General features: G+C 63.0%; 24 protein-coding genes, 2 tRNA genes and 2 pseudogenes. 8 read left to right on the top strand and 20 right to left on the bottom strand.

Annotated elements, in window-relative coordinates:
• The 7 genes from ACK5JE_RS12240 to ACK5JE_RS12270 all read right to left on the bottom strand — a co-directional run.
• Positions 1-157, bottom strand: a 157-nt coding sequence (locus tag ACK5JE_RS12240) for a transposase (protein WP_416802005.1), incomplete at its 3' end; no start/stop codon positions are given.
• Positions 158-235: 78 nt separating this feature from the next.
• The gene (gene trfA / locus ACK5JE_RS12245; RefSeq protein ID WP_416801985.1) at positions 236-1000 is read right to left on the bottom strand and encodes a plasmid replication initiator TrfA; all 765 of its coding nucleotides are present in this window, start codon (positions 998-1000) and stop codon (positions 236-238) included.
• 60 nt (positions 1001-1060) lie between these two features.
• Positions 1061-1363, bottom strand: coding sequence for a helix-turn-helix transcriptional regulator (locus ACK5JE_RS12250; RefSeq protein ID WP_416801986.1), 303 nt, complete (start codon positions 1361-1363; stop codon positions 1061-1063).
• 467 nt (positions 1364-1830) lie between these two features.
• Positions 1831-1905 (bottom strand) — tRNA-Val (locus ACK5JE_RS12255).
• Positions 1906-2018: 113 nt separating this feature from the next.
• On the bottom strand, positions 2019-2762 hold the full coding sequence (gene dnaQ / locus ACK5JE_RS12260; RefSeq protein ID WP_416801987.1) for a DNA polymerase III subunit epsilon: 744 nt from the start codon (positions 2760-2762) through the stop codon (positions 2019-2021).
• 42 nt (positions 2763-2804) lie between these two features.
• Positions 2805-3260 (bottom strand): ribonuclease HI, encoded by a 456-nt coding sequence (gene rnhA / locus ACK5JE_RS12265; protein ID WP_416801988.1) that lies wholly within the window; start codon positions 3258-3260, stop codon positions 2805-2807.
• A complete protein-coding gene (locus tag ACK5JE_RS12270; RefSeq protein WP_416801989.1) occupies positions 3253-4023 on the bottom strand; it encodes a class I SAM-dependent methyltransferase in 771 nt (256 codons plus the stop codon). Before ACK5JE_RS12270 ends, rnhA begins: the two co-directional genes overlap by 8 nt.
• A 27-nt stretch (positions 4024-4050) precedes the next feature.
• Here ACK5JE_RS12270 and gloB point away from each other — a divergent pair, with 27 nt between their 5' ends.
• The 3 genes from gloB (at position 4051) to fabI (ending at position 7310) form a co-directional block, all read left to right on the top strand.
• Entirely contained in the window at positions 4051-4848 is a 798-nt protein-coding gene (gloB, locus tag ACK5JE_RS12275) for a hydroxyacylglutathione hydrolase (protein ID WP_416802006.1), read from the top strand.
• 114 nt (positions 4849-4962) lie between these two features.
• A complete protein-coding gene (locus ACK5JE_RS12280) occupies positions 4963-6372 on the top strand; it encodes a transglycosylase SLT domain-containing protein (protein WP_416801990.1) in 1410 nt (469 codons plus the stop codon).
• A gap of 155 nt (positions 6373-6527) precedes the next feature.
• Positions 6528-7310 carry an enoyl-ACP reductase FabI gene (gene fabI / locus ACK5JE_RS12285; RefSeq protein WP_416801991.1) on the top strand — a complete coding sequence of 261 codons (783 nt, stop codon included), beginning with the start codon at positions 6528-6530 and terminating at the stop codon, positions 7308-7310.
• A gap of 11 nt (positions 7311-7321) precedes the next feature.
• Here fabI and ACK5JE_RS12290 read toward each other — a convergent pair whose 3' ends face one another.
• Positions 7322-8032 carry a helix-turn-helix transcriptional regulator gene (locus tag ACK5JE_RS12290; RefSeq protein WP_416801992.1) on the bottom strand — a complete coding sequence of 237 codons (711 nt, stop codon included), beginning with the start codon at positions 8030-8032 and terminating at the stop codon, positions 7322-7324.
• A 318-nt stretch (positions 8033-8350) separates the two neighbouring features.
• On the opposite strand from ACK5JE_RS12290, the gene ACK5JE_RS12295 reads away from it, so the two are divergent.
• Positions 8351-9742, top strand: a complete 1392-nt coding sequence (locus ACK5JE_RS12295; protein ID WP_416801993.1) for a tryptophanase — start codon at positions 8351-8353, stop codon at positions 9740-9742.
• Positions 9743-9872: 130 nt separating this feature from the next.
• Here the strand turns inward: ACK5JE_RS12295 and ACK5JE_RS12300 are convergent.
• The 7 genes from ACK5JE_RS12300 to tyrS all read right to left on the bottom strand — a co-directional run bounded on the left by ACK5JE_RS12300 (position 9873) and on the right by tyrS (position 15774).
• Positions 9873-9963: transfer RNA gene (locus ACK5JE_RS12300), tRNA-Ser, on the bottom strand.
• A gap of 94 nt (positions 9964-10057) precedes the next feature.
• Positions 10058-10702, bottom strand: coding sequence for a riboflavin synthase (locus tag ACK5JE_RS12305; RefSeq protein WP_416801994.1), 645 nt, complete (start codon positions 10700-10702; stop codon positions 10058-10060).
• Positions 10703-10825: 123 nt separating this feature from the next.
• On the bottom strand, positions 10826-11956 hold the full coding sequence (ribD, locus tag ACK5JE_RS12310; protein ID WP_416802007.1) for a bifunctional diaminohydroxyphosphoribosylaminopyrimidine deaminase/5-amino-6-(5-phosphoribosylamino)uracil reductase RibD: 1131 nt from the start codon (positions 11954-11956) through the stop codon (positions 10826-10828).
• A gap of 94 nt (positions 11957-12050) precedes the next feature.
• Positions 12051-12524, bottom strand: coding sequence for a transcriptional regulator NrdR (gene nrdR / locus ACK5JE_RS12315; RefSeq protein WP_416801995.1), 474 nt, complete (start codon positions 12522-12524; stop codon positions 12051-12053).
• Positions 12525-12563: 39 nt separating this feature from the next.
• Positions 12564-13808 (bottom strand): serine hydroxymethyltransferase, encoded by a 1245-nt coding sequence (gene glyA / locus ACK5JE_RS12320; protein ID WP_416801996.1) that lies wholly within the window; start codon positions 13806-13808, stop codon positions 12564-12566.
• Positions 13809-13869: 61 nt separating this feature from the next.
• Positions 13870-14502: a YbhB/YbcL family Raf kinase inhibitor-like protein gene (locus tag ACK5JE_RS12325; RefSeq protein ID WP_416801997.1), complete on the bottom strand. Its 633-nt coding sequence runs from the start codon at positions 14500-14502 to the stop codon at positions 13870-13872.
• Between the two features lie 45 nt (positions 14503-14547).
• Entirely contained in the window at positions 14548-15774 is a 1227-nt protein-coding gene (gene tyrS, locus ACK5JE_RS12330; RefSeq protein WP_416801998.1) for a tyrosine--tRNA ligase, read from the bottom strand.
• A 187-nt stretch (positions 15775-15961) separates the two neighbouring features.
• On the opposite strand from tyrS, the gene ACK5JE_RS12335 reads away from it, so the two are divergent.
• Together ACK5JE_RS12335 and ACK5JE_RS12340 are read left to right on the top strand one after the other, a co-directional pair.
• The gene (locus ACK5JE_RS12335; protein ID WP_416801999.1) at positions 15962-17293 is read left to right on the top strand and encodes a peptidoglycan DD-metalloendopeptidase family protein; all 1332 of its coding nucleotides are present in this window, start codon (positions 15962-15964) and stop codon (positions 17291-17293) included.
• A gap of 13 nt (positions 17294-17306) precedes the next feature.
• Positions 17307-18416, top strand: coding sequence for an anhydro-N-acetylmuramic acid kinase (locus ACK5JE_RS12340; RefSeq protein WP_416802000.1), 1110 nt, complete (start codon positions 17307-17309; stop codon positions 18414-18416).
• A gap of 30 nt (positions 18417-18446) precedes the next feature.
• On the opposite strand, the gene erpA is transcribed toward ACK5JE_RS12340, so the two are convergent.
• The 3 genes from erpA to argC are packed head-to-tail and all read right to left on the bottom strand — an operon-like array spanning position 18447 to position 20666.
• Positions 18447-18812: an iron-sulfur cluster insertion protein ErpA gene (erpA, locus tag ACK5JE_RS12345; protein WP_416802001.1), complete on the bottom strand. Its 366-nt coding sequence runs from the start codon at positions 18810-18812 to the stop codon at positions 18447-18449.
• Positions 18813-18842: 30 nt separating this feature from the next.
• On the bottom strand, positions 18843-19589 hold the full coding sequence (locus ACK5JE_RS12350) for a DUF6776 family protein (protein WP_416802002.1): 747 nt from the start codon (positions 19587-19589) through the stop codon (positions 18843-18845).
• 12 nt (positions 19590-19601) lie between these two features.
• A complete protein-coding gene (argC, locus tag ACK5JE_RS12355; protein WP_416802003.1) occupies positions 19602-20666 on the bottom strand; it encodes an N-acetyl-gamma-glutamyl-phosphate reductase in 1065 nt (354 codons plus the stop codon).
• A 160-nt stretch (positions 20667-20826) separates the two neighbouring features.
• Between argC and ACK5JE_RS12360 the strand changes: the two are divergent.
• A pseudogene (locus ACK5JE_RS12360) lies at positions 20827-21024 on the top strand (IS3 family transposase); the annotation flags it as partial.
• An 87-nt stretch (positions 21025-21111) separates the two neighbouring features.
• Here ACK5JE_RS12360 and rpsI read toward each other — a convergent pair.
• Both rpsI and rplM read right to left on the bottom strand, forming a co-directional pair.
• A complete protein-coding gene (gene rpsI / locus ACK5JE_RS12365) occupies positions 21112-21504 on the bottom strand; it encodes a 30S ribosomal protein S9 (RefSeq protein WP_416802004.1) in 393 nt (130 codons plus the stop codon).
• A gap of 12 nt (positions 21505-21516) precedes the next feature.
• Positions 21517-21945 (bottom strand): 50S ribosomal protein L13, encoded by a 429-nt coding sequence (gene rplM, locus ACK5JE_RS12370; protein WP_043685031.1) that lies wholly within the window; start codon positions 21943-21945, stop codon positions 21517-21519.
• Between the two features lie 258 nt (positions 21946-22203).
• Here rplM and ACK5JE_RS12375 point away from each other — a divergent pair.
• Positions 22204-22598, top strand: a pseudogene (locus tag ACK5JE_RS12375) (integrase); the annotation flags it as partial.

Below are 22598 nucleotides of genomic sequence, written 5' to 3' on the forward strand. Positions count from 1 at the left end.
ACAGTTTGCGCCAGTGAAACAGCTGGTTCGGGTTCACACCATGGCGGCGCGCCACCATTGAAACCGTCTGACCAGGCTCGTTGCTCTCGCGCACCATGGCCAGCTTCTGTTCCACCGACCAGCGCCGCCGACGCTCCGGCTGGGTCAGTAATTCCATCACTTCCTGCTTGCTGTTGGTCATAAACACAGTCGTATGCCTACTTGCTATTTTAAGTGGGTGACTGTGTCCGGTGTTTCAGGGGGCTGGTCCAAGCCGCTTCAGTTCAACGCAGGCGACACTCAGAGCATCACGGAACTTCCGCATTGGACTGGTGTATCCCATTTTGGCCTTGAGCCAATCCAAAGCGTACCGCTGTATTGGTTCGTTGGACGTAGCCAGCAGCCGCTGTAAAGTTTTGGCCATGTGTTGATTGCGGCCAAACTTCATTCGCTTGCCCCAATCGATCAGAGCAAATTCGCGATTTTCGTACATGATGGGCCATCGGGGGTCTATGGTAAACGTGTAGGCTTCCGCTTCCTCGTCATAGTCAAAGCCTGCAATCATGTGTAGCGCCCTGGTATTGCCTATAGACAACTTAGGCTGGCCGTCCATGCTGGTGACCTTGATCACCAGCATGGCGAAGGCCAAGTCTTGCATGGTGCTATGCAACCACTTGTAGGCTTGTCCTGATTTTTTCCGGCCAATTTCCCGCAAGAATGCGGAGCGATTAATGACCACCGGGGTCCCCAGCGGTTGGCGCTGGGCTTCCTTCATGCACTGCATCCAGACATCAGCCTGAGCTTCGTCCAGTTGCTTGCCTTTGAACCGAATTTCAGCACCAGGACGGCTCACCAAAATACTGCCATCATGCAGATTACCCTTCCCTATTGGAACAAACAGACTCGACCGGGCTAGGTGATTGGGCATTGCACGCATGAACTCATGCATACCCGGCAGGAACATCTGCTGAGGTGTTTCAGCTGCTTGCCGCTCGATATTTGCCACCGATTCCGCTGCCATTTGCTCAAGCCAAGCAAAAGAATCACGGGAGCCTCCGCGTATTGCAACGGCGCCCATAACTTACACCCCGGCTCGCTGTTGCTCCTCATAGCGCTGCTGCGCCAATTGCTCCACCTTGCGCGGCCTTCCACGAGGCCGCCGCTTTGGCGGCGTAGCGGAAGGCCGGTAGGAGTCGATCCAGGCCAAAACTTCATGCTCATACCAGCACAGACGGCGGCTGTGCGGCATCTTGAACGGTGTTGGGATCAGATGTGCATACTTCTGATTGGTTGCACAAGTACGGATGGTCGTAGCCGTTTTGCCGATCAGGGCAGACAGCTGTTCAATGAAAAGGATTTTGGGCAGGCCTTCCGAACTGGCCACGAGACTCTGATGCATAAGAGCACCTCACAAGCAGAACGCGCTTGTGAGAGCCGATGCTATTGATGTGGCACTTCAAGCTCATGGTGCTACCAGACTCACTTGAAGTTTGTGTTACCACACCTCACGGTGCGTTTTTTGCTTGGGCCTGAATGATGATTGCAATCGCGCTGATGCACCATCATCTTCAACCTGGCGGACATACGCCGAGCGCGCGTTCTCTCTTGATGAAGCTATCTCTCGTTCACTTGCATCTCACCTGCCGCATCGTGGCACACAGCGTTTACGAGGGTGTCTGGCAGGTCCGCCGTGTGCGCTCACCCATGCATAAGAGTCTAGAGTGGCCGCCCGCTGCTGTCAACGAATGCTGGGACACTCTTGGGACACTGAATAGGGGGATTTACCCTAAATCGACATGCATAACGAACAAGAGCCATATCAGCTAAATGCTTGATATGGCTCTTAAATTCTGGTGGGCGGTACTGGGTTCGAACCAGTGACCCCTGCCGTGTGAAGGCAGTGCTCTACCACTGAGCTAACCGCCCAATCGGGCTGTTCAGGCACTGTGCAGCGCGCGGGGCCAGCCGACTGGAAAGATTGCGATTGTACATGGTTTTCGGCAGTCTCGCAGAACCCGTTCCGGCCTATCCCGCCCGGCTCACTGCGCCGGCGCGTCGACCTCGGCGGGGGTGTCGATCCGGCGCCACAAGCAGGGCTTGCCGGCAGCCTTGTCGAGACCATCGAGATAGGCCTCATGCGCCTGCATTGCCTGCGCATCCACCTGAATGATCGGCAAATGGGCGGCATCGAAGCCCCCCTGAACTGCGCGCCCCCCGGCGCCTGGCGCATGGGCCGTATCGTCAGACGGCTCGTCCAGCAGGGAATCCTGACCACGCGTCATGGCCAGCCAGACCTCGCCGAGCAATTCGGAGTCCAGCAAGGCGCCATGCAGCTTGCGGTGAGCATTGGAAATGCCGAACCGCTCGCACAGCGCATCCAGGTTGTTGCGCTTGCCGGGGAACATTTCGCGCGCCACCAGCAGCGAATCGGTGATCTTGCCGCAGATCTCGGTGAAAGGCGGCAACTTGGCGCGGTTCAGCTCGGCATTCAGGAATTTCACGTCGAAGGCCGCGTTGTGGATGATGACCTCGGCATCACGCACGAAATCCATCAACTGTCCGGCGACTTCCGGGAAACGCGGATGGCCGGACAGGAATTCGGTCGTCAGTCCGTGCACCTGCAGCGCCTCAGGATCGCTGTCCCGATCCGGATTCAGATACAGGTGCAAATGACGGTTGGTGACCTGGCGACTGACGATTTCAACGCAGGCCAGCTCCACCACCCGGTGGCCCTGATCGGGCTCCAGGCCCGTGGTTTCTGTATCCAGAACGATTTGACGCATGGGTTTCCTTGCCAGTCCGTCCGGACCAGCCCAATACTGAGTTCAGGCGGCACGGACGCCTTGCGGGTCCTCGACGCCGAGATTGGCCAGGGCATCTGCCCGTTCATTGCCCGGATCGCCGGCATGCCCCTTGACCCACTTCCAGTGTAATTCATGGCCGCCCGCCAATTCATCCAGCATCTGCCAGAGATCGGCGTTTTTCACGGGTTTCTTGTCCGCCGTGCGCCAGTCGCGCCGTTTCCAGTTGGGCAGCCATTCGGTCATGCCCTTCTGGACATAAGACGAATCCGTATGCACCGTGACGACGCAACGGCGCTTGAGCGCCCGCAGCGCCTGGATCACGGCCATCAGTTCCATGCGGTTGTTGGTGGTGTCCGGCTCACCGCCGTGCAGGGACTTTTCGTGCGGTCCCTGGCGCAGGAGCACGCCCCACCCTCCCGGACCCGGATTGCCCTTGCAGGCGCCATCCGTCCAGACATCGACTCTGGGTTCAGCCATCCATATCCTCGTTGATTCGATTGGCGACGGGCGCCACGGCGCCTCGGCGCACACGGCCTCGGCGCTTCTGCCGCCAGGCCGGGCCGACCAGGCGGATGCTCGACACACGCTTGACCGCCGCGATCGCGTAGACAGCGCCCCCCGCCGGCCACCAGCGGTCGCCCGCCTGCTCCATGAATCGCCAGCGATGCAGCCAGGTCTGGGTGGCGCACAAGGGCACATAGCAGCCAAAGCGCCCCCGGTCCAGTTCGAAAGACAGCAGTTTGAACCAGTCTTTCAGGCGTCCCGACGAGACCTGGGACGGCACCGGCACCGGCAGGCGCAGGTCCAGGCCCGGCAGGGATTCACGCAGCCCCCACAGACTATAGGGATTGAATCCGGTCAGCACGACCCGGCCCTCGGGCATCAGGACGCGTTCGACCTCGCGCAGGGCCTGGTGCGGATCCTCGCACCACTCCAGCGTATGCGGCATGACCATCAGATCGATGCTCTGACTGTCGAAAGGCAACTGCTCGGGCTCGCAGATCAGGCGGCCCGCCCGCGTGCCAAAAGACTCGCTGGGACTGTGCGCCCATGCTTTATAGGGAATGCGGTTCGCCTGCAGCAGGTTCCAATGCGGCAGACCTATTTGTATGGCATGATACCCAAACGCATTGCTGACCATCGCATCGACCTGGCGCTGCTCCCAGGCGCGCACGTACTGCCCCGCCGGGGTTTCCAACCATTCGGCCAATACGACCGGCATTTCGTGCTGCGGTGCCACCCTGACTCCCTTGCCATGAATCCTTCCATCCCCACCCAGGCCACGCAGGCCATCCTCACGCCGATTCCATCTCTGTCGGACAACTACATCTGGATGGTACAGAAAAACGGCCACGCGATCGTCGTGGACCCCGGCGAACCCGGTCCGGTCGAGGCGCTGCTGCATGACGGGCTGACCCTGGAAGCCATCCTGGTGACGCACCATCACAGCGACCATGTCGGCGGGGTGGGTGCATTACAACAGCGAACCGGGGCGCGCGTCTACGGCCCGCGTCACGAAAAAATCCCGGTCTGCGACGTCCCCCTGTCCGAAGGCGACCACGTGAATCTGCCAGGGATCGGATTGCGGTTTCAGGTCCTGGACATCCCCGGCCATACGGCAGGCCACATCGCCTATGTCGGCCTGCTCGACACCGGCCGGCCCGCTGTTTTCTGCGGCGACACCCTGTTTGCCGCCGGTTGTGGGCGGCTGTTCGAGGGCACCCCCGCCCAGATGCTCGATTCATTGGACAAGCTGGCCTGCATGCCACCCGAGACCCTGGTGTGCTGCGCTCACGAATACACGACCTCGAACATCCGCTGGGCCCTGCAGGTCGAACCTGGCAATGCCGTGCTGCAACAGCGCGCGCAGGCTGTCGCGCAGCTCCGCGCGCAAGATCTGCCGACCGTGCCTTCCACGATCGGGCAGGAACTGGAGACCAACCCGTTCCTGCGCACCGCGCAGCCCGCCATCCACACGGCGGCCCATCAATATGCCCGGACGTCCCTGGACACCCCCCAGGAGGTCTTTGCCTGTCTGCGCGAATGGAAAAACGACTTCAAATAGAATGACGTTCGGGCCGAAACAATTTCAGCCCTTTCTGAAATCCCTTGCACAAACATGTGATTCCTTGGGTAAAATCGGGAAATTTGCGCCTCAGAATTCCCCAATGATCCGCCCATGAAAATACCACGACTCCTCATGCTGATGATCCTGGTGGTGCTGGCTGGCTGTGCCACCCGCGACCAGACGACCAAGCAGCGCCAGGCCTATGTGGCAGAAGACACCTCGCGCACCGTCGATCTGACCCATCCGCCCCGCGACATGTGGGACCGCATCCGCCGTGGTTTCGCCATCCCCAACCTGCGCAACGAGCAGGTCGACTACTGGACGGACTACTACGCCTCACATCCCCAGTCGGTGCTGCTGATGAGCCAGCGCGCGGGTAAATATCTCTACTACATCGTCGATGAGTTGAACCGCCGCGGCCTGCCCACCGAGCTGGCACTGCTGCCCTTTGTCGAATCCGCCTACAACCCCAACGCCCTGTCACGGTCCCAGGCCTCGGGGCTCTGGCAGTTCATCCCCAGCACCGGACAGCACTTCAAACTGAAGCAGGACTGGTGGCATGATCAGCGGCGCGATCCGGTCGCCTCCACTCAGGCCGCGCTGGACTACCTGACCTACCTGTATGACTTCCAGGGCGACTGGTATCTGGCACTGGCATCCTACAACTGGGGCGAAGGCGCGGTGCGACGCGCCATGGACAAGGCCGCCGATGCCGGCAAGCCCACCGGCTACACGGCGCTGGATCTGCCTGAGGAGACCCGCAACTACGTGCCCAAGCTCCAGGCCATCAAGAACATCATCGCCCGTCCGGACAAATTCGGCATCACCCTGCCCGGCGTCAGCAACACGCCGTACTTCACCACCGTGCCCAAATCACGCGACATGGACGTCGCCGTGGCGGCCGCCCTGGCGGAAATGCCCCTGGAGGACTTCCAGGCGCTCAACCCCTCGTACAACCGCCCCGTCATTCTCGCCGCGCACAACACTGCGCTGAACCTGCCCCTGGACAAGGTCGGCGTCTTCAACAAGAACCTGCGGTCCTACACGGGCAGCCTGTCCTCCTGGCGCGTCTACAACCCGAAAAAGGGCCAGTCCCTGGCCAGCATCGCCAAAACGTACGGCATCTCGCTGGACCAGCTGCGCGAGGCCAACAATCTGGGATCGAAACAGACGCGCGCAACCTCGGCCTCGCTGCTGGTGCCCGCCCAGCCGACCCCCGCGGGCGATATCGTCCTGGTCTCCTACCAGACGCCCGCCACACGATCGATGGACAAAGCGCCTCGCGCCAGAAAGGCCGATACGCCCGCTTCCCGGAACGCCACACGGCTCAACGCATCGAGCCTGCGCTCCCGCGCCGTCATCAGCCGCACCCACACCATCCGCCAAGGGGACACCCTGTATTCTCTGGCCCGACGCTACAACACGTCCGTGGACGCCCTGCGCAAGCTCAACAACCTGAAAGGCTCATCCCTCTCCACCGGCCAACGCCTGAGAGTCCCCGGCACAGAAGCCAGGGGATGAGTCCGGACATCACATAGTCCCTTGAGGACTATGTGATGCCGGACGAATCCGAACGGCATGCAAGCCGTGAGGTGGATAATCCGAACGGCATGCAAACTGCGAGGTGGATGGCTTTTCTCTTCTTCGACCCTCTTCGTTTTTTACAGGACACACACATGGGCTTTCTGAACGGCAAACGCATCCTGATCACCGGCGTACTCTCGAATCGATCCATCGCCTACGGGATCGCGCACGCCTGCCGCGCCCAGGGTGCCGAGCTGGCCCTGACCTATGTCGGCGAGCGCTTCGAAAGCCGCGTACGCGGCTTCGCCGAGGAACTCGGCAGCAACATCGTCATTCCCTGCGACGTCGCCGACGACGCCCAGATCGAAGCCACCTTCCATGCCTTGCGCGAACACTGGGACGGCCTGGACGGTCTGGTGCATTCCATCGGCTTTGCGCCGCGCGACGCCCTGGAAGGCGACTTCCTGGACGGCATGACGCGCGAGAACTTCCGCGTTGCGCACGATATTTCCGCCTACAGCTTCCCCGCCCTGGCCAAGGCCGCGCTGCCCCTGCTCGAAGGCCGCAACGGCTCCGTGCTGACGCTTTCCTACCTGGGCGCTGAAAAAGCCATTCCCAACTACAACATGATGGGCCTGGCCAAAGCCTCCCTGGAAGCCAGCGTGCGCTATCTGGCCCGCTCCCTGGGCCGCAAGGGGCTGCGCGCCAACGGCATTTCCGCCGGCCCGATCAAGACCCTGGCGGCCAGCGGCATCCGCGACTTCTCCAACATGCTGAAATACGTCGAATCCCAGTCCCCCCTGGGCCGCAACGTCACCATCGAAGACGTCGGCAATGCCGCCTCATTCCTGCTGTCCGACCTTGCGTCGGGCATCACTGGCGAGATCCTGCATGTGGACTGCGGCTTCTCGAACACCGTACCCGGCATGGACTGAGGACACCAGGCTTACGAGTCGGCCCTGCGGCCCGATCCCGAAGCCCTCAAAGTCCCAATATAGCGATAGACCGTCGCCGGTGAGCAGTTCAGTTCCCCGGCCAGCAGGCTCACAGCGCCCTTGATGCCAAAAAAGCCCTGCGCATCCAATGCCTTGACCCAGGCCAGGCGTTCGCGTGGCCGCAACTTGCCAGGCGGCTCACTCAACTCTGCCCTGGCCCGGCTCAGGATATCGATCGCCAGACCTTGCCGTGACGGCGACGGCGCGGCAAGCGCATCCCCGGCCGCATGCGCGTCTTCCAGGGCCTGCGACACAAAATGACTGTCGACGAAGGAATCCGGGTGCCGCAGCCTCAGGATCCGTTCACTCAGATCGCGATAGCGGCTGTCGTCGAAACTGATGACCAGCAAGCCGACCCGGCGCCGCGCCTCGTCGGCGATGACCCGCGACGATGTCCGCAGCAGCTTGCCTGTCGCGGTCATGTCGGCGACCTGAATCCATTCGTCCTCCTTTGACTCCTCCAGCGTCCCATCGAGCCATTGCCCCAGTCGCGGTGGCAGCATCGAGCCGAGCGTGCGCTGGGTGACATGCCCGTTGGCGATCGCCACGATCGCAGGAGGCGTCACGCTCAGATCGTAGAGCGCAATCTCATAATCCGGCCCCAGGGCCTTGCCCAGAAAGCCAGTCAAGGCGATATGGCTCTGCAACCAGGCTTTTTGCATGTCCCCTCCTTTAATTGTCAAGGCCGCACCATGACTTTGAACACGACAGCCACTCAGATCAAGACTATTTTATCAATCCTATGATAATTTATTATCAGAAATATCTGATGTATTGAATTATTGTTGTAAAGAATTCAAATGTTCAGCATAATTCAGTTCATAAACCGTTATTTCGGTCTATGAAGATAATAATTTCTCAAAAATTTTGCAGACAAGAAATTTTTATCTATCACACTGTCCGCCTGTCCACGGTGACCGATCAGGGAACCGCGCGACGACCGGGGTGTCCTCCCGTCCACGCACTTCTGGAGGCCTCTCATGGCGATCAAATATTTTCCCGAACCCTTTCGCATCAAATCGGTCGAGCCCCTGCGCATCCTGACCCGCGAAGAACGCGAATCCCGGCTCATCGAAGCCAAATACAATCTTTTCGGTCTCAAGGGCGAGGATTGCTATATCGACCTGCTCACCGACTCCGGCACAGGCGCCATGAGCATCGAACAATGGGCGGGCATCATGCGCGGCGATGAAGCCTACGCGGGCGCCGCCAGCTACGAAAAACTGATCAACACCGCGCACGATATTTTTGGCTACGGCTATATCCAGCCGGTTCACCAGGGCCGCGCCGCTGAAAAAGTCCTGTTCCCCCTGCTGCTGTCCGCTGGCAAAGTCGCCATTTCGAACATGTTCTTCGATACGACCCGCGCCCACGTGGAACTGGCGGGCGCCCGCTGCATCGATTGTGTCGTCGAAGCCGCCAAACATCCTTCGGACCGTGCCAGCTTCAAAGGCAACATGGATATCACGCGCCTGGAGCAATTGCTGCGCGAATACGGTCCCAAGCGCGTCGGCCTGATCGTCATGACGATCACCAACAACTCGGCCGGCGGACAACCCGTCTCGATGCAGAACCTGCGCGAGGTCTCGTCGCTGGCCGGAAAATACGGCGTGCCGATCTGCATCGATGCCGCCCGCTATGCCGAGAATGCCTATTTCATCCAGCGCGACGAGCCGGAATACAAGAACACGCCGATCCCCCGGATCGTGCACGAAATGTTCAGCCATGCAGACATGTTCACCATGTCGGCCAAGAAGGATGCGATCGTCAACATGGGTGGGCTGCTCGGCGTGCGCGACGGCGCCTCGGATCTGATCCAGGGCATCAAGGCGCACTGCATTTCCTACGAGGGCTTCTACACCTACGGCGGGCTCAGCGGCCGCGACATGGAGGCGCTCGCCATCGGGCTGCGCGAAGGGATCGACGAAAACTACCTACGCTATCGCATCGGCCAGATGGAATATCTGGGGGGGCTGCTGGACGATGCCGGCATTGCCTACCAATCCCCTGTCGGCGGACACGGCATTTTTGTGGATGCGGCCGCGCTGCTGCCGCACATCTCCTACACCGAATACCCCGGCCAGGTGCTGGCCATCGAGCTGTATCGCGAGGCCGGCATCCGCAGCTGCGACATCGGCTCGTACATGCTGGGCAACGATCCGGATACCGGCAAACAACTGCAATCGGCCTTTGAATTCACGCGGCTGGCCATCCCACGCCGGGTCTACACCCAGGCCCACCTGGACGTCGTGGCCGAGGCGCTGATCGAGATCAAGCAGCGCGCGCACGAGATCGCACGAGGTTACCGCATCACCTGGGAGCCCCCGATCCTGCGTCATTTCCAGTCCTCTCTGGAACCGATCGCCGCCTGAAGTCCATGCCCGTGTCGGATGAATGCCCACCTCCGGATAACGGGGTGGAGCCCACAACCTCAAGCTGGGGTGCGCTGCAGAGCACCCACAAAAAACCCCTGATTTCAACTGAAATCAGGGGCCTGAATCCTGGCGGACAAGGGGGGATTCGAACCCCCGATACGCTATTCACGTATACACGCTTTCCAGGCGTGCGCCTTCAACCACTCGGCCACCTGTCCTGCACGTCCACGCACCATGGCGACAGACGAAGTCTGCTATTCTAACAGAACAATGCCTGAGCTGCCGCCCCGAGGCAAAAGGAGCACCCCGCGATCAGGCCTCGCCCAGCCCCTTGGGCGTCGCCGCCCCCATGCCGCCCACCATCCGTTCGACGTAGCGGGCGATCAGATCGATTTCCAGATTCACCGGCGCGCCGACCTCCAGGTTGCGCAATGTCGTGACCTGGACTGTGTGCGGGATCAGGTTGATGGAAATTTCCGTGCCTTCTTCCTGGTCGTCCACTCGATTGACCGTCAGGCTGACGCCATTGACCGTGACCGAACCCTTGTAGGCAAAATATTTTGACAGATGCGCGGGGATGATGAGCCGCAGCTCGGTGGATTCCCCCACAGCCTCGAAGCAGGTCACCCGGCCCACCCCATCGACATGGCCGGACACCAGGTGCCCGTCCAGGCTGTCGCCCAGCCGCAGAGCATGCTCCAGATTGACCTCGCCCGGACGATCCAGGCCGCAGGTGCGATCCAGGCTTTCTCGCGACACATCGACCTCGAAGACGTCCCCATGCAGGGCGACGGCCGTCATGCAGGCCCCCTGAATGGCGATCGAGTCGCCCAGACGGGTCGAGTCCAGCGGCAGGCCTCCCGCCTGAATGGACAGCCGCACACCCGCGTCCTCTCCGTCGCCCAGGGGCCGGACTTCCGTGATACGGCCCACCGCCGCGACGATTCCAGTAAACATGAGGCTATCCTTTTTTCATTGCCGGGGTGGGCTGGACACGGGACCGTCCAGGCGGACGGCCTCTGCGCCAGCCACATCCAGGCGGCTTGCAAACCACGCGGCGGAGCAAGCACGTCGCGCGGGTCATGTCATCAAACCACAGGCCTGGACCAGCCTCTGCCAATGCGCCGGATCCCGCAGGCGCAGCCGCAGGTCGGCCTCCAAGGGCAAAACATCCAGGAATGCGTAGCGGCGGGCCTGATCCAGATCCGCAAGGGGAACCGGCAGCGCCGCCAGACCGGGGCCGTCCCCCAGCACACTGGGGGCCAGATAGGTGACCCATTCATCGACCAGCCCGGCCTGGATCAGCGCACCCTGCAATCGCGCGCCGGCCTCGACATGGACCTCATTGATCTCGTGATCGCCCAGCCAGTGCATCAAAGCGTCCAGAGACAGCTCGCCACGATCGTCGGCGGGCAGTGCGATGACACGCACATTGCGCGCCGCCAACCGGGAAATCTTGCCGGCTTCGGGCTGGGTCGTGAAAACCCAGACCGGATCGCCATTGATGATCCGGGCCTGCTCGTCCAGCACGAACCGGCTGTCCAGCACGGCGCGGACCGGCTGCCGGGGCGTGTCGACGGCGCGCACATTCAGCACGGGATTGTCGGCCTGCACCGTGCCGATACCGGTCAGCACCAGGCAGGCCCGGGCCCGCCAGTGATGACCGTCATCCCGGGCGGTCGCTCCCGTGATCCACTGCGAACGGCCGTCCGGCAGCGCCGTGCGGCCATCGAAGGACGATGCGGATTTCAGCCACACCCAGGGTGTGCCGCGCGTCATCCTGGCGCAAAAGCCGGGGTTCTGCGCCAGGGCATCCTCGGCGAACAGGCCGACATCGACCTGGATGCTGGCCGCCCTCAGCCGCTCGATCCCGCGACCGGCCACCTTGGGATTGGGGTCCTGGAGCGCGACCACGACCCGCCCGATGCCGGCCGCGATCAAGGCGTCGGCGCACGGCGGGGTACGGCCCGTATGGCTGCAAGGTTCCAGCGTGACGTAGGCCGTGGCGCCGCGCACATCGGTGTGCTTGAGCGAGGCCTCGTGCAGCGCCTGGGCCTCGGCATGATGCCCGCCCGCCTGTCGCGTGCTGCCCTCGGCCAGCCAGCGGCCATCGCGCACCAGCACGCAGCCGACACGGGGATTCGGGTTGCTGACGAACAGCGCCTGCTCGGCCACCGCCAGGGCGCGTCGCATCCAGCGGTGATCCTCTATGGAAAAGGCAGCGCCCTCTCGCAGCGCCTGCGGCGAGCCGTCCTCCGGTGAGGGGACTGGCATCCGGAGGCGGTCCGGCGATGAAAGAGGCCGATCAGGCCGGCTCATCGGCATCGTCCGCGCGGCGGAATTCGTCGATGGCCTGGACGAATTCGCGCAAGTCCTCGAAGCTGCGATAGACCGAAGCGAAACGCACATAGGCCACGGGATCGAGCTCATGCAATTCGGACATGACCAGTTCTCCGACACGGTCGGACGGCACCTCGCGCTGGCCGCTGGTCATCAGCCGTTCCTGGATGCGCGCGACAGCGGCGTCCAGGGCGGTGGCGCTGACCGGCCGCTTGCGCAGCGCCAGCGCCATGCTGCCATGCAGTTTGGCGGGATCGAAATCCACCCGGGTCCCGTTGCGCTTGACGATGTAGGGCATCATCAGATCGACCCGTTCATAGGTCGTGAAGCGGCGGTCACAGGCAGTACATCGACGGCGGCGGCGGATCGTGTCGCCGTCGTCGGAGACCCGGGAATCCACAACCTGCGTATCGGCACAACTGCAGAATGGACACTTCATCTGCGCAGCGGGCGCCCTCAGGCGCCCGTTCCGGTTGGATTAGCGATAGACCGGCAGACACGCGGTCAGTTCATTCACCCTCGCGCGCACCTTGGCGATGTGCCCGGCGTCATCGGGGTTGTCGAGCACATCGGCGATCAGGTTGCCGGTGAGCTCGGCCTCGGCCTCCTTGAAGCCGCGCGTGGTCATGGCCGGCGTGCCCAGACGGATACCGCTGGTGACGAAGGGCTTTTCCGGGTCGTTCGGGATGGCGTTCTTGTTGACCGTGATGTGCGCCTGGCCCAGGACAGCCTCGGCGGCCTTGCCGGTGATGCCTTTGGCGCGCAGGTCCACCAGCATCACATGGCTTTCGGTCCGGCCCGACACGATGCGCAGGCCGCGCTTGACCAGGGTATCGGCCAGCACGCGCGCATTGGCCGCCACCTGGGCGGCATAGGCCTTGAATTCGGGTTGCAGCGCCTCATGGAAGGCCACGGCCTTGGCGGCGATGACATGCATCAGCGGCCCGCCTTGAATGCCCGGGAAGATCGAGGAGTTGATTGCCTTTTCGAATTCGGATTTCATCATGATCACGCCGCCGCGCGGGCCGCGCAGGGACTTGTGCGTGGTCGAGGTGACGAAATCCGCATGCGGCACCGGATTGGGGTAGACGCCACCGGCGACCAGTCCCGCATAGTGCGCAATGTCCACCATGAACAGCGCGCCGTTGTCATGGGCGATGCGTGCCATGCGCTCGAAGTCGATATGCAGCGAATAGGCCGAGGCTCCGCCGACGATCAGCTTGGGCTTGTGAGTGCGCGCGAGTTCTTCGAGCTTGTCGTAATCCAGCACCTCGTTGGCATCCAGACCGTAGGAATGGAAGTTGTAGAGCTTGCCGGATGCATTCACCGGCGAACCGTGCGTCAGGTGACCGCCTTCGGCCAGGCTCATGCCCAGCACGGTGTCGCCGGGCTTGAGCACGGCCATGTACACGCCTTGATTGGCCTGGGAGCCGGAGTTCGGCTGCACATTGGCGGCTTGCGCGCCGAAGATCGCCTTGAGGCGGTCGATGGCCAGCTGCTCGACCACGTCCACGTATTCGCAGCCGCCGTAATAGCGCTTGCCGGGATAGCCTTCGGCGTACTTGTTGGTCAACTGCGTGCCCTGCGCCTGCATGACGGCGGGGCTGGCGTAGTTTTCCGAGGCGATCAGTTCGATGTGCTGTTCCTGGCGAGTGTTTTCCTGCTGGATGGCAGCCCAGATGTCCGGGTCGGCCTGATCGAGTGTGCGAGAACGGTCAAACATAAGGTGATGAGTCCTGAAGGCAAAAGGTCGGAAATGTCGGGAAATCTGAGAATTCTAGCGCCTACAGGGCGTGCAGGCGGGGATTCAGGGTGTACGTGCCGGTCAGTGAGGCCTGGGCCAGCACGTGACCCCGCATGGCCTCCAGGGCCTGCGCGCCGGTGAAGCGGCCCGAGACGCCCAGCTCGGCCACGTCCAGCGCATACACGGTAAAGACGTAGCGGTGGACCAGCGCGTCATTCCAGGGAGGGCAGGGGCCGTCATACCCAAAGTAATCGCCGTTCATGTCGCGGTCGGCGGCAAACCAGCCGGTGTAGTCGTTCAGGCCCTGGCGCGTGCCGTCCAGCGCCAGGGGGCCGGCCTTGCCGCGCGGCGTGATGTCGTTGGAGTAGTCGCCTTCGGCGATGGCGCGCGTATCGGGCGCCACGTCGACCAGCACCCAATGATAGAAATCGGCGCGCGGCAGATCGGCCGGCACCTCGCGGCCTTCCTGGTTGACGTCGTCGGGCTGCGTCGGCGCATCCGGATCGACACACAGGATCGCAAAGGACCGGGTGCCCTCGGGCACGTCCACCCAGGCCAGATGGGGATTGCGGTTGCCGGCCAGGGCGACGTGGGTCTGCGGATCGATCCGCGCGAAGGCATTGCGTTCGGGAACGATTCCCTGGTCAGGGAAGGATTCGCTGTGCAGTTTCATGGAGTCCTCCGTAAGTGGGGCCTGTCGATGCGGCAGACCCCTGGCTCATGTCAGGGTGACGCGGGCGAACTTGCGCTTGCCGACCTGCATCACATAAGTGCCTGCCGGCAGCAGCAGGGACTTGTCTTCGACGCGGTCCCCGTCGATGCGGACGCCGCCCTGTTCGACGTTGCGCTGGGCCTCTGATGCCGAAGCGGCCAGGCCCGACTCGCGCAACACCTTGAGAATGCCCATGGGAGCTGCCCCGGCGGTGACCTCGACCATGTCCTCGGGCATCGCGCCGTCGCGGAACCGGGCATTGAACTGTTCCAGCGCCCGCTCACCGGCGCCGGCCCCATGGAACCGGTCGACGATCTCGCGAGCCAGCAGAACCTTGGCATCGCGCGGATTACGACCTGCCGTGATTTCGGCCTGCAGGGCGCCGATGTCATCCAGCGAACGGAACGACAGCAGTTCGAAGTAACGCCACATCAGGGTGTCGGAGATCGACATCAGCTTGCCGAACATGGACTCGGGCGTCTCGGTGATACCAATGTAGTTGCCCTTGGATTTGGACATCTTCTCGACCCCGTCGGTGCCCTCGAGCAGTGGCATCGTCAGGACGCATTGCGGCTCCTGACCATATTCTTTTTGCAGTTCGCGCCCCACCAGCAGGTTGAATTTCTGATCGGTGCCGCCGAGTTCCAGATCGGCCTTCAGGGCCACCGAGTCATAGCCCTGCAGCAGCGGGTACAGGAACTCGTGCACGGAAATCGGCACGCCGCCCCGGAATCGGCGGGTGAAATCGTCGCGTTCCATCATCCGCGCCACGGTGTAGCGCGAGGCCAGCTGGATCAGGCCGCGCGTGCCCAGCGGATCACACCATTCCGAGTTGTAGCGGATTTCGGTCCGGTCGGGATCCAGCACCAGGCTGGCCTGGGCGTAATAGGTCTTGGCGTTCTCGCGGATCTGCTCGGGCGTGAGCGGCGGCCGGGTGGCGTTGCGGCCACTGGGATCGCCGATCAGGGCGGTAAAGTCGCCGATCAGGAACACCACGGTATGACCGAGATCCTGCAACTGGCGCATTTTATTGAGCACCACGGTATGGCCCAGATGGATGTCGGGCGCCGTGGGATCCAGACCCAGCTTGATGCGCAAAGGCGTACCGCTGGCGCGGCTGCGCGCCAGTTTGGCGGCGAATTCGGAGACGACGAGCAACTCGTCACAACCCCGCTGGGCCACACGCAGATCTTCGGCAATCCGGGGGTCGGCAGGGTCGACAGGGGACGACATGATAAACGCTTTTACCAGAAAAGAATGAAAAAATACTCGAAAAAATGTCAAGTATGCGCTAGCATACGCACCATCGCAGCTTTTGTACAACACATTCGACGCCAATCGGGCGATGGGGGTCCCATATTAGCAGACCCCCCTTCCGCCCAGGATAGACGCAGTCCGAATTTTCATACTGGTTTTACCCATGACGCCTGAGGTCCACCAGCCGAAGCACCGCCTCCACCTGACCCGCAGCCTGCTGTTTGCGGCCAGCGGTCTGTTCCTGACCGCAGCCGCATTGGCGGTCGTCCAGCCTCCCGCGCCGCCGCAACCCGTCTTTCAGGCGCATCAGACCCTCGACCTGCCGCCCCTGGACGGCCAGGCCGGCGACGACACCGCCCCCTATATCGCCTCGACCCGCATCCGCTCCGGCGACACCGTGTCCGACGTGCTGAACCGCCTGGGGGTCAACGAAAACGGCCTGCTCTCGTTCCTGACGCACGACCCGAACGCGCGCTCGGTCTACAAGCTCTATCCGGGCCGCACGGTCCAGGCCGCCCTGGACAGCCAGGGCCGGATGGTCTGGCTGCGCTACGCGCACACCCCCGGCACCAATGTCGAATCCGGGGTCGATTCCGCCTGGCTCGAAGTCCGGCCGGTCGATGGCGGCTTCTCCGCCCAGGAGCGCACCACCGCCGCCGTGCGCGAGACCCGCATCGCCGAGGGCGAGATCACCAGCTCGCTGTTCGGCGCGGCCGACGAGGCCCGGATCCCGGATGCCATCACCATGGAAATGGTCGACATCCTGGGCAGCCACATCGACTTCCTCAAAGACCTGCGCAAGGGCGATCGCTTCCGCATCGTCTATGACGCCTACATGCACAACGGTGAAGAAGTCGGGACCGGGGACATCCGCGCGCTGGAATTCGTCAACCGCGGGAAAACCTACAGCGCCGTCTGGTTCGAGAACGGCCAGGGCAACGGCAGCTACTATGACTTCTCCGGCGCCAGCCTCAAGGGCGCCTTCCTGCGCACCGCGATCAAGTTCACCCGCATCAGCTCCCGGTTCGGCATGCGCATGCACCCGATCCACAAAAAATGGATCGGCCACAAGGGCGTGGACTACGCCGCGCCTTCCGGGACGCCCATTCACGCCACGGCCGACGGCACGATTGAATTCATCGGCAGGCAGAGAGGCTACGGCAACGTCATCATCATCAAGAACTTCGGCGACTACACCACGCTCTATGCCCATCAGCGTGGATTCGCCAAAGGTCTCAAAAAAGGCGACCGCATCCAGCAGGGCCAGTTGATCGGCTATGTGGGATCGACCGGCTGGGCAACCGGCCCGCACCTGCATTACGAATTCCGCATCAACAAACAGCCGGTCGATCCACTATCCGTGGACCTGCCGGTGGCGCGCACGCTGGAACCCGCCGACCGCAAGGCCTTCCAGGCCGTGGTGGACCGCTACCAGCCGCAGATCGAACTGATGGCCCGGCTGCAGGACAGCCGCATCGAGATCGCTCAGCAATAAGCCTCGCCATCGCATGGCCTCCGACCACGCGCCCGAACGGTACATCGGCCTGATGTCGGGCACCAGCACGGACGGCGTGGACGGCGTGCTGGCGGATCTGGCCGGCGACCGCATCCAGGTGCTGGCCAGCACCGGGGTGGCGCTGCCGGAATCGCTGCGCCAGGAATTGCTGGCCCTGAACGCCCCCGGCCCCGACGAACTTGCCCGGGCCGCCCGGGCTGCCAATGCGCTGGCGGACTGCTATGCGGACGTCGTGCGCGACCTGCTGGCCAAGGCCGGTCTGGACGCAACCCAGATTCATGCCATCGGCGCTCACGGACAGACCGTGCGCCACGCGCCCGAATCCGGCTATACCCTGCAAATCAACGCGCCGGCACGACTGGCCGAGCACACCCGCATCGCGGTGGTGGCGGATTTCCGCAGCCGCGACGTCGCCGCCGGCGGCCAGGGCGCGCCACTGGTCCCTGCCTTTCATGCGGCGCGTTTCGGCCAGGGTCAGGGCCGCGCGATCCTGAACCTGGGCGGCATTGCCAACCTGACCGTGCTGGAAGACACGGTCAGGGGTTTCGACACCGGACCGGCCAACATGCTGATGGATGCCTGGACCCGGCGCCATCTGGGGCAACCCTATGACCAGGACGGCGCCTGGGCGGCACAAGGCCGTTGTCACGACAGCCTGCTGGCCGCGCTGCGAGCCGAGCCCTGGTTCGACCTGCCTCCTCCGAAATCGACCGGGCGCGACCTGTTCAGCCTGAGCTGGCTGGAGGCACGGATCGACACGCTGCCGGCCGCCACCCGCCCGCACCCCGTCGATGTCCAGGCCACTTTGCTGCGTCTGTCGGTGGAGACGATCGCCGATGCGATCCGGCGGCATGCGTCCGCCACGCGGGAAGTCCTGGCATGCGGCGGTGGCGCCCGCAATCCGGTGTTCATGGGTTCACTGAGACAGGCCCTGCCCTGCGATCTGACGACCACGGATGCCTGCGGCGTTCCCGCCCAGGATGTCGAAGCCCTGGCCTTTGCCTGGCTGGCGCAGGCGCACCTGCAGAGGCGCGCCGCCTGTCTGCCCGCAGTCACCGGCGCCGGGCACGCGACCGTCGCCGGCTGTCTCTATCCGGCCTGATGCATTCAGCCTGATCCGGCGCCGTCGGGCTCAGGGAGAGAACGAGGAGCCGCAACCGCAGGTCGTATTGGCGTTGGGGTTGCGGATGACGAACTGCGAGCCCTCCAGGTCGTCCTTGTAGTCGATCTCGGAACCGACCAGGTACTGGAAGCTCATCGGATCCACCAGCAACTGCACACCATCGCGTTCGATGGTGGTGTCGTCCTCGGCCACATCCTCGTCGAAGGTAAAACCATACTGGAAGCCCGAGCAGCCGCCGCCCTGGACAAAGACCCGGAGCTTCAGGCCGGGATTGTTTTCCTCGATCAGCAACTCGCGGACCTTGGCGGCCGCCGCGTCGGTAAAGATCAGGGGAGCGGGCGGAACGTCGAGATCCGCGTGTTCGATGGTGCTCAAGACAAGACTCCTGCGGACCCGGAGGTCACGCTATTTCAGTTCGGCGTCCCGAAAGGCCCGGACGGTATCGCCTTCGAGGATCTCGAGGCGGACCGATTCGATCGAGACGTCCGGCGCCAATTCCAAGATACCCGTGCTGCGCTGGAACTGGTCGAAGACCAGGGCCAATGGATCTGCGCCCTGCGGCGTGTCCGGGGAGGTCGATGCGGGCGCGGCCAACGGCCCGGATGAGACGGCCTCGTCATCCTCGAATACCGGCGGGGACAGCTCGATTTTAACGGCTTTGCCCTGGGAGCGGCCACTGGCCACAAACCGCATGCGGCCTTTGAAGGCATCCGCCTGGGGCGCAGCGTTGCGCGTGAGCAGCACCCGATAGCGCAAAAATTGCCCCTCGACCCGGAGATCAAAGGCGCGGACCGCCACCGTGCCAGCCGGCCCCGGCGGGATCAATTGCTCATAGAAAGCCAGCTGATCGCGGGTACGACCCAGTTCCTGCTGCAGTTCGGCATTCTTGTCCTGGAGCGCGCGCTGCGTGCCGGCCTCAACCTCGGCCGCACCGCGCAGGGCCGCCAGGTCCGTCTGGGAACGAGATAGGTCGGCCCGCAGGGACTCAAACTGGGATCGCAGCGACTGGAGCTCGGCGCGCTCGCCCGCATGCATGCCGAAATGCATGACGAGCGCCCCGGCGGCAAACACCACCAGGAGGAACATGAGACGGGTGAGGCCGCGCACCAGCCAGTGACTGAGGCCGCCTTGCGCAGAGGAGGATCGGGCCATGCGGATCTCCTGTCAGGGCAGCACCGCCACATGCTGCAAGCCGGTGGTCTCCGGCAGGCCAAACATCAGATTCATGTTCTGCACTGCCTGGCCCGCCGCCCCTTTGACGAGGTTGTCCTGGACGACCAGCACCACCAGGGTATCGCCCCCGGCGGGCCGGTGCACGGCGATGCGCAGCATGTTCGAGGCGCGCACCGAGCGAGTCTGCGGCAAGCTGCCCGCAGGCATGACGTCGACAAACGGCTCGTCCGCGTAGCGTTGCTCGTACAGCGCCTGGAAATCGGTGTCCAGGGCATCCGGCAGGATGCGCAGGTACAAGGTGGAAAACATGCCGCGGATCATGGGCACCAGATGCGGCACGAATGTCAGCCCCACGGGCCCGCCCGCGATGCGGGCGAGACATTCGGAGATCTCCGGATGGTGACGGTGCCCGGCCACGCCATAGGCCGCGAAATTGTCGGCCGCCTCGGAGAACAGCGAGCTGACCTGGGCCTTGCGGCCCGCCCCCGACACCCCTGATTTCGAATCGGCAATGACATGCGCTGTGTCGATCAACGGGCGGCAGGCCTGCAGCACCGGCGCGAGGCCCAGCAGGACCGTGGTCGGATAGCATCCGGGGTTGCCCACGACCCGGGCCTGGCGGATGCGGTCCCGATCCAGCTCGGGCAGGCCGTAGACGGCTGTTTTGAGGACGTCGGGACTGCTGTGCGGCATCTTGTACCACCGCGCGAAGGTATCGACGTCCTGCAGACGAAAATCGGCCGCCAGGTCGATCACCCGCACATCGTGCTCCAGCAGGCCGCGCGCCTGCTCCATGGCCACGCCGTGCGGGGTGGCGAAGAACACCACGTCGCACTGATCGAGCGTGGCCTCCTCGGGCGTCTGGAAGCACAGATCCACATGGCCGCGCAGGTTGGGGAACATATCGGCCACCGGCATCCCCGATTCCTTGCGCGAGGTGATGGCGTGCAACCGGACACCCGGGTGCTGCGACAGCAGACGCAGCAGCTCCACGCCCGTGTAACCGGTTCCGCCGACGATGCCGGCCTTGATGGATGTCGTGGTCTTGGTGCTCATGCAGTGAAATCCTGTCTGCTGTCCTGTCCGTCAATCGACCGCCGTCGAGGACGCGGCCGGATGATTTCTTAGATTATGGCATGCGTGGCAACGGCAGCCCAAGAATCCCGCGTGCGGCCCACGGCAACTAGAATGATGGCCTGCAGACCCTTGTCGGCGATGTCTGGACAATGCCGCCCTGGAAAGCTTCTTCGGCACTCTAAAGTCCGAATTCTTCTATCTGAGCCGCTTCGAGAGTGTTGAGCAACTCCAGGCCGGCATCCGCCAGTACACCCATGACTACAATCACGACCGCATCAGAACCAAACGAAAAGACCTGAGTCCGGTGCAATACCGGACTCAGGTCTTGGCCGCCTGATCCATGACCGTCCAACTTCTGGGGGTCGGTTCACGAAGGCCGGGGTTTTTTGTGTCGCGACGGGTGGCGTACCACCCGGATGCGGCATCAGCGCTTGCTGAACTGCTTGCGGCGACGGGCCTTGTGGAAGCCGACCTTCTTGCGTTCGACTTCGCGGGCGTCACGAGTCACCAGACCCGCTTGCTTCAGCGACGATTTCAGGGTTTCGTCGTAGTCGATCAGGGCACGCGTGATGCCGTGACGCACGGCGCCGGCCTGGCCGGACTCACCGCCGCCGTGGACGTTGACGTGAAAGTCGAACGATTCCAGGTGGTTGGTGACTTCCAGCGGCTGGCGCACGATCATGCGGCCGGTCTCGCGAGCAAAGTACTCATCGACGGGGAGACCGTTGACGACGATCTTGCCCGAACCCTTTTTCAGGAACACACGCGCCACAGACGTCTTGCGGCGGCCAGTGCCGTAATTCCAATTACCGATCATGATGGCCTATCCTCAGAAGTCCAGGGGTTGCGGCTGCTGCGCGGTATGCGGGTGCTCGGCACCGGCATAGACCTTCAGCTTTTTCGCCATGGCGTAGCCCAGAGGACCCTTGGGCAGCATGCCCTTGACGGCCTTTTGCAGGGCACGTCCGGGGAAGCGCTGCTGCATCTTCTGGAAGTTGGTTTCCGTGATCCCGCCCGGATAGGTGGAGTGGCGGTAGTAGCGCTTGTCCTGCGCCTTGGCGCCCGTGACGACGATGTCGGCGGCGTTGATGACGACGATGTAATCGCCCGTGTCCACGTGCGGCGTGAATTCGGGTTTGTGCTTGCCACGCAGGCGGCGTGCGACTTCGCTGGCCACACGACCCAGGACCTTGCCCTTGGCGTCGATCACAAACCAGTCACGCTTGACTTCATGCGGCTTGGCCACAAAGGTCTTCATGATGGTGTTCCTGATTGAATGAATGAAAGGATTTTCGTCTGATCCGCCAGGGCTTTATATGCGGGCATGCCATGCCGCCCCCAGAGCCCGTACGGACAATGAACTCAAACGAAAATCCTACCATTGTACATGGACAGCATTAGATAGACAAACCAGAGCCCTGTCCAACATCAGATGAGTCTGAAGGGGGCCTGGTGATTCCAACATCAGATGAGTCTGGAGCTTTGGCCGCGGGTCGTCGATCATCGGGAGATGATCTTGACCTTGCACGACGAACGGCTCACCAGCCTGGAGAGCCTGGAACAATTTCTGGCCGGCACCGCTGGGCTCGATCCACAGGTCGCCGACGGCACCGAGGCGCAGCGCCACGCGCACGTCCTGTCGGTGCTGCAGCGCTTTCGCTACCACTCACTCTCACGCGCCAAGAAGGGACTGGTCATCGGCTACCTGCTGGCCACCAGCGGCTACTCACGCCAGCACCTGAGCCGATTGATCGCCCGATTCCGCGATCACGCCCCGCTTGGGCAGCGCCACGCGCCCGCGCACGGCTTTACGCGCCGCTACACCGAGGGTGACATCACCGCGCTGGCCAGGCTCGATGCCCTGCACGAGAACCTGAGCGGGGCGGCCACCCGCCACCTGTGCCAGCGCGC

It is taken from the genome of Castellaniella sp., from assembly GCF_047971665.1.
Taxonomy (GTDB): domain Bacteria; phylum Pseudomonadota; class Gammaproteobacteria; order Burkholderiales; family Burkholderiaceae_B; genus Castellaniella.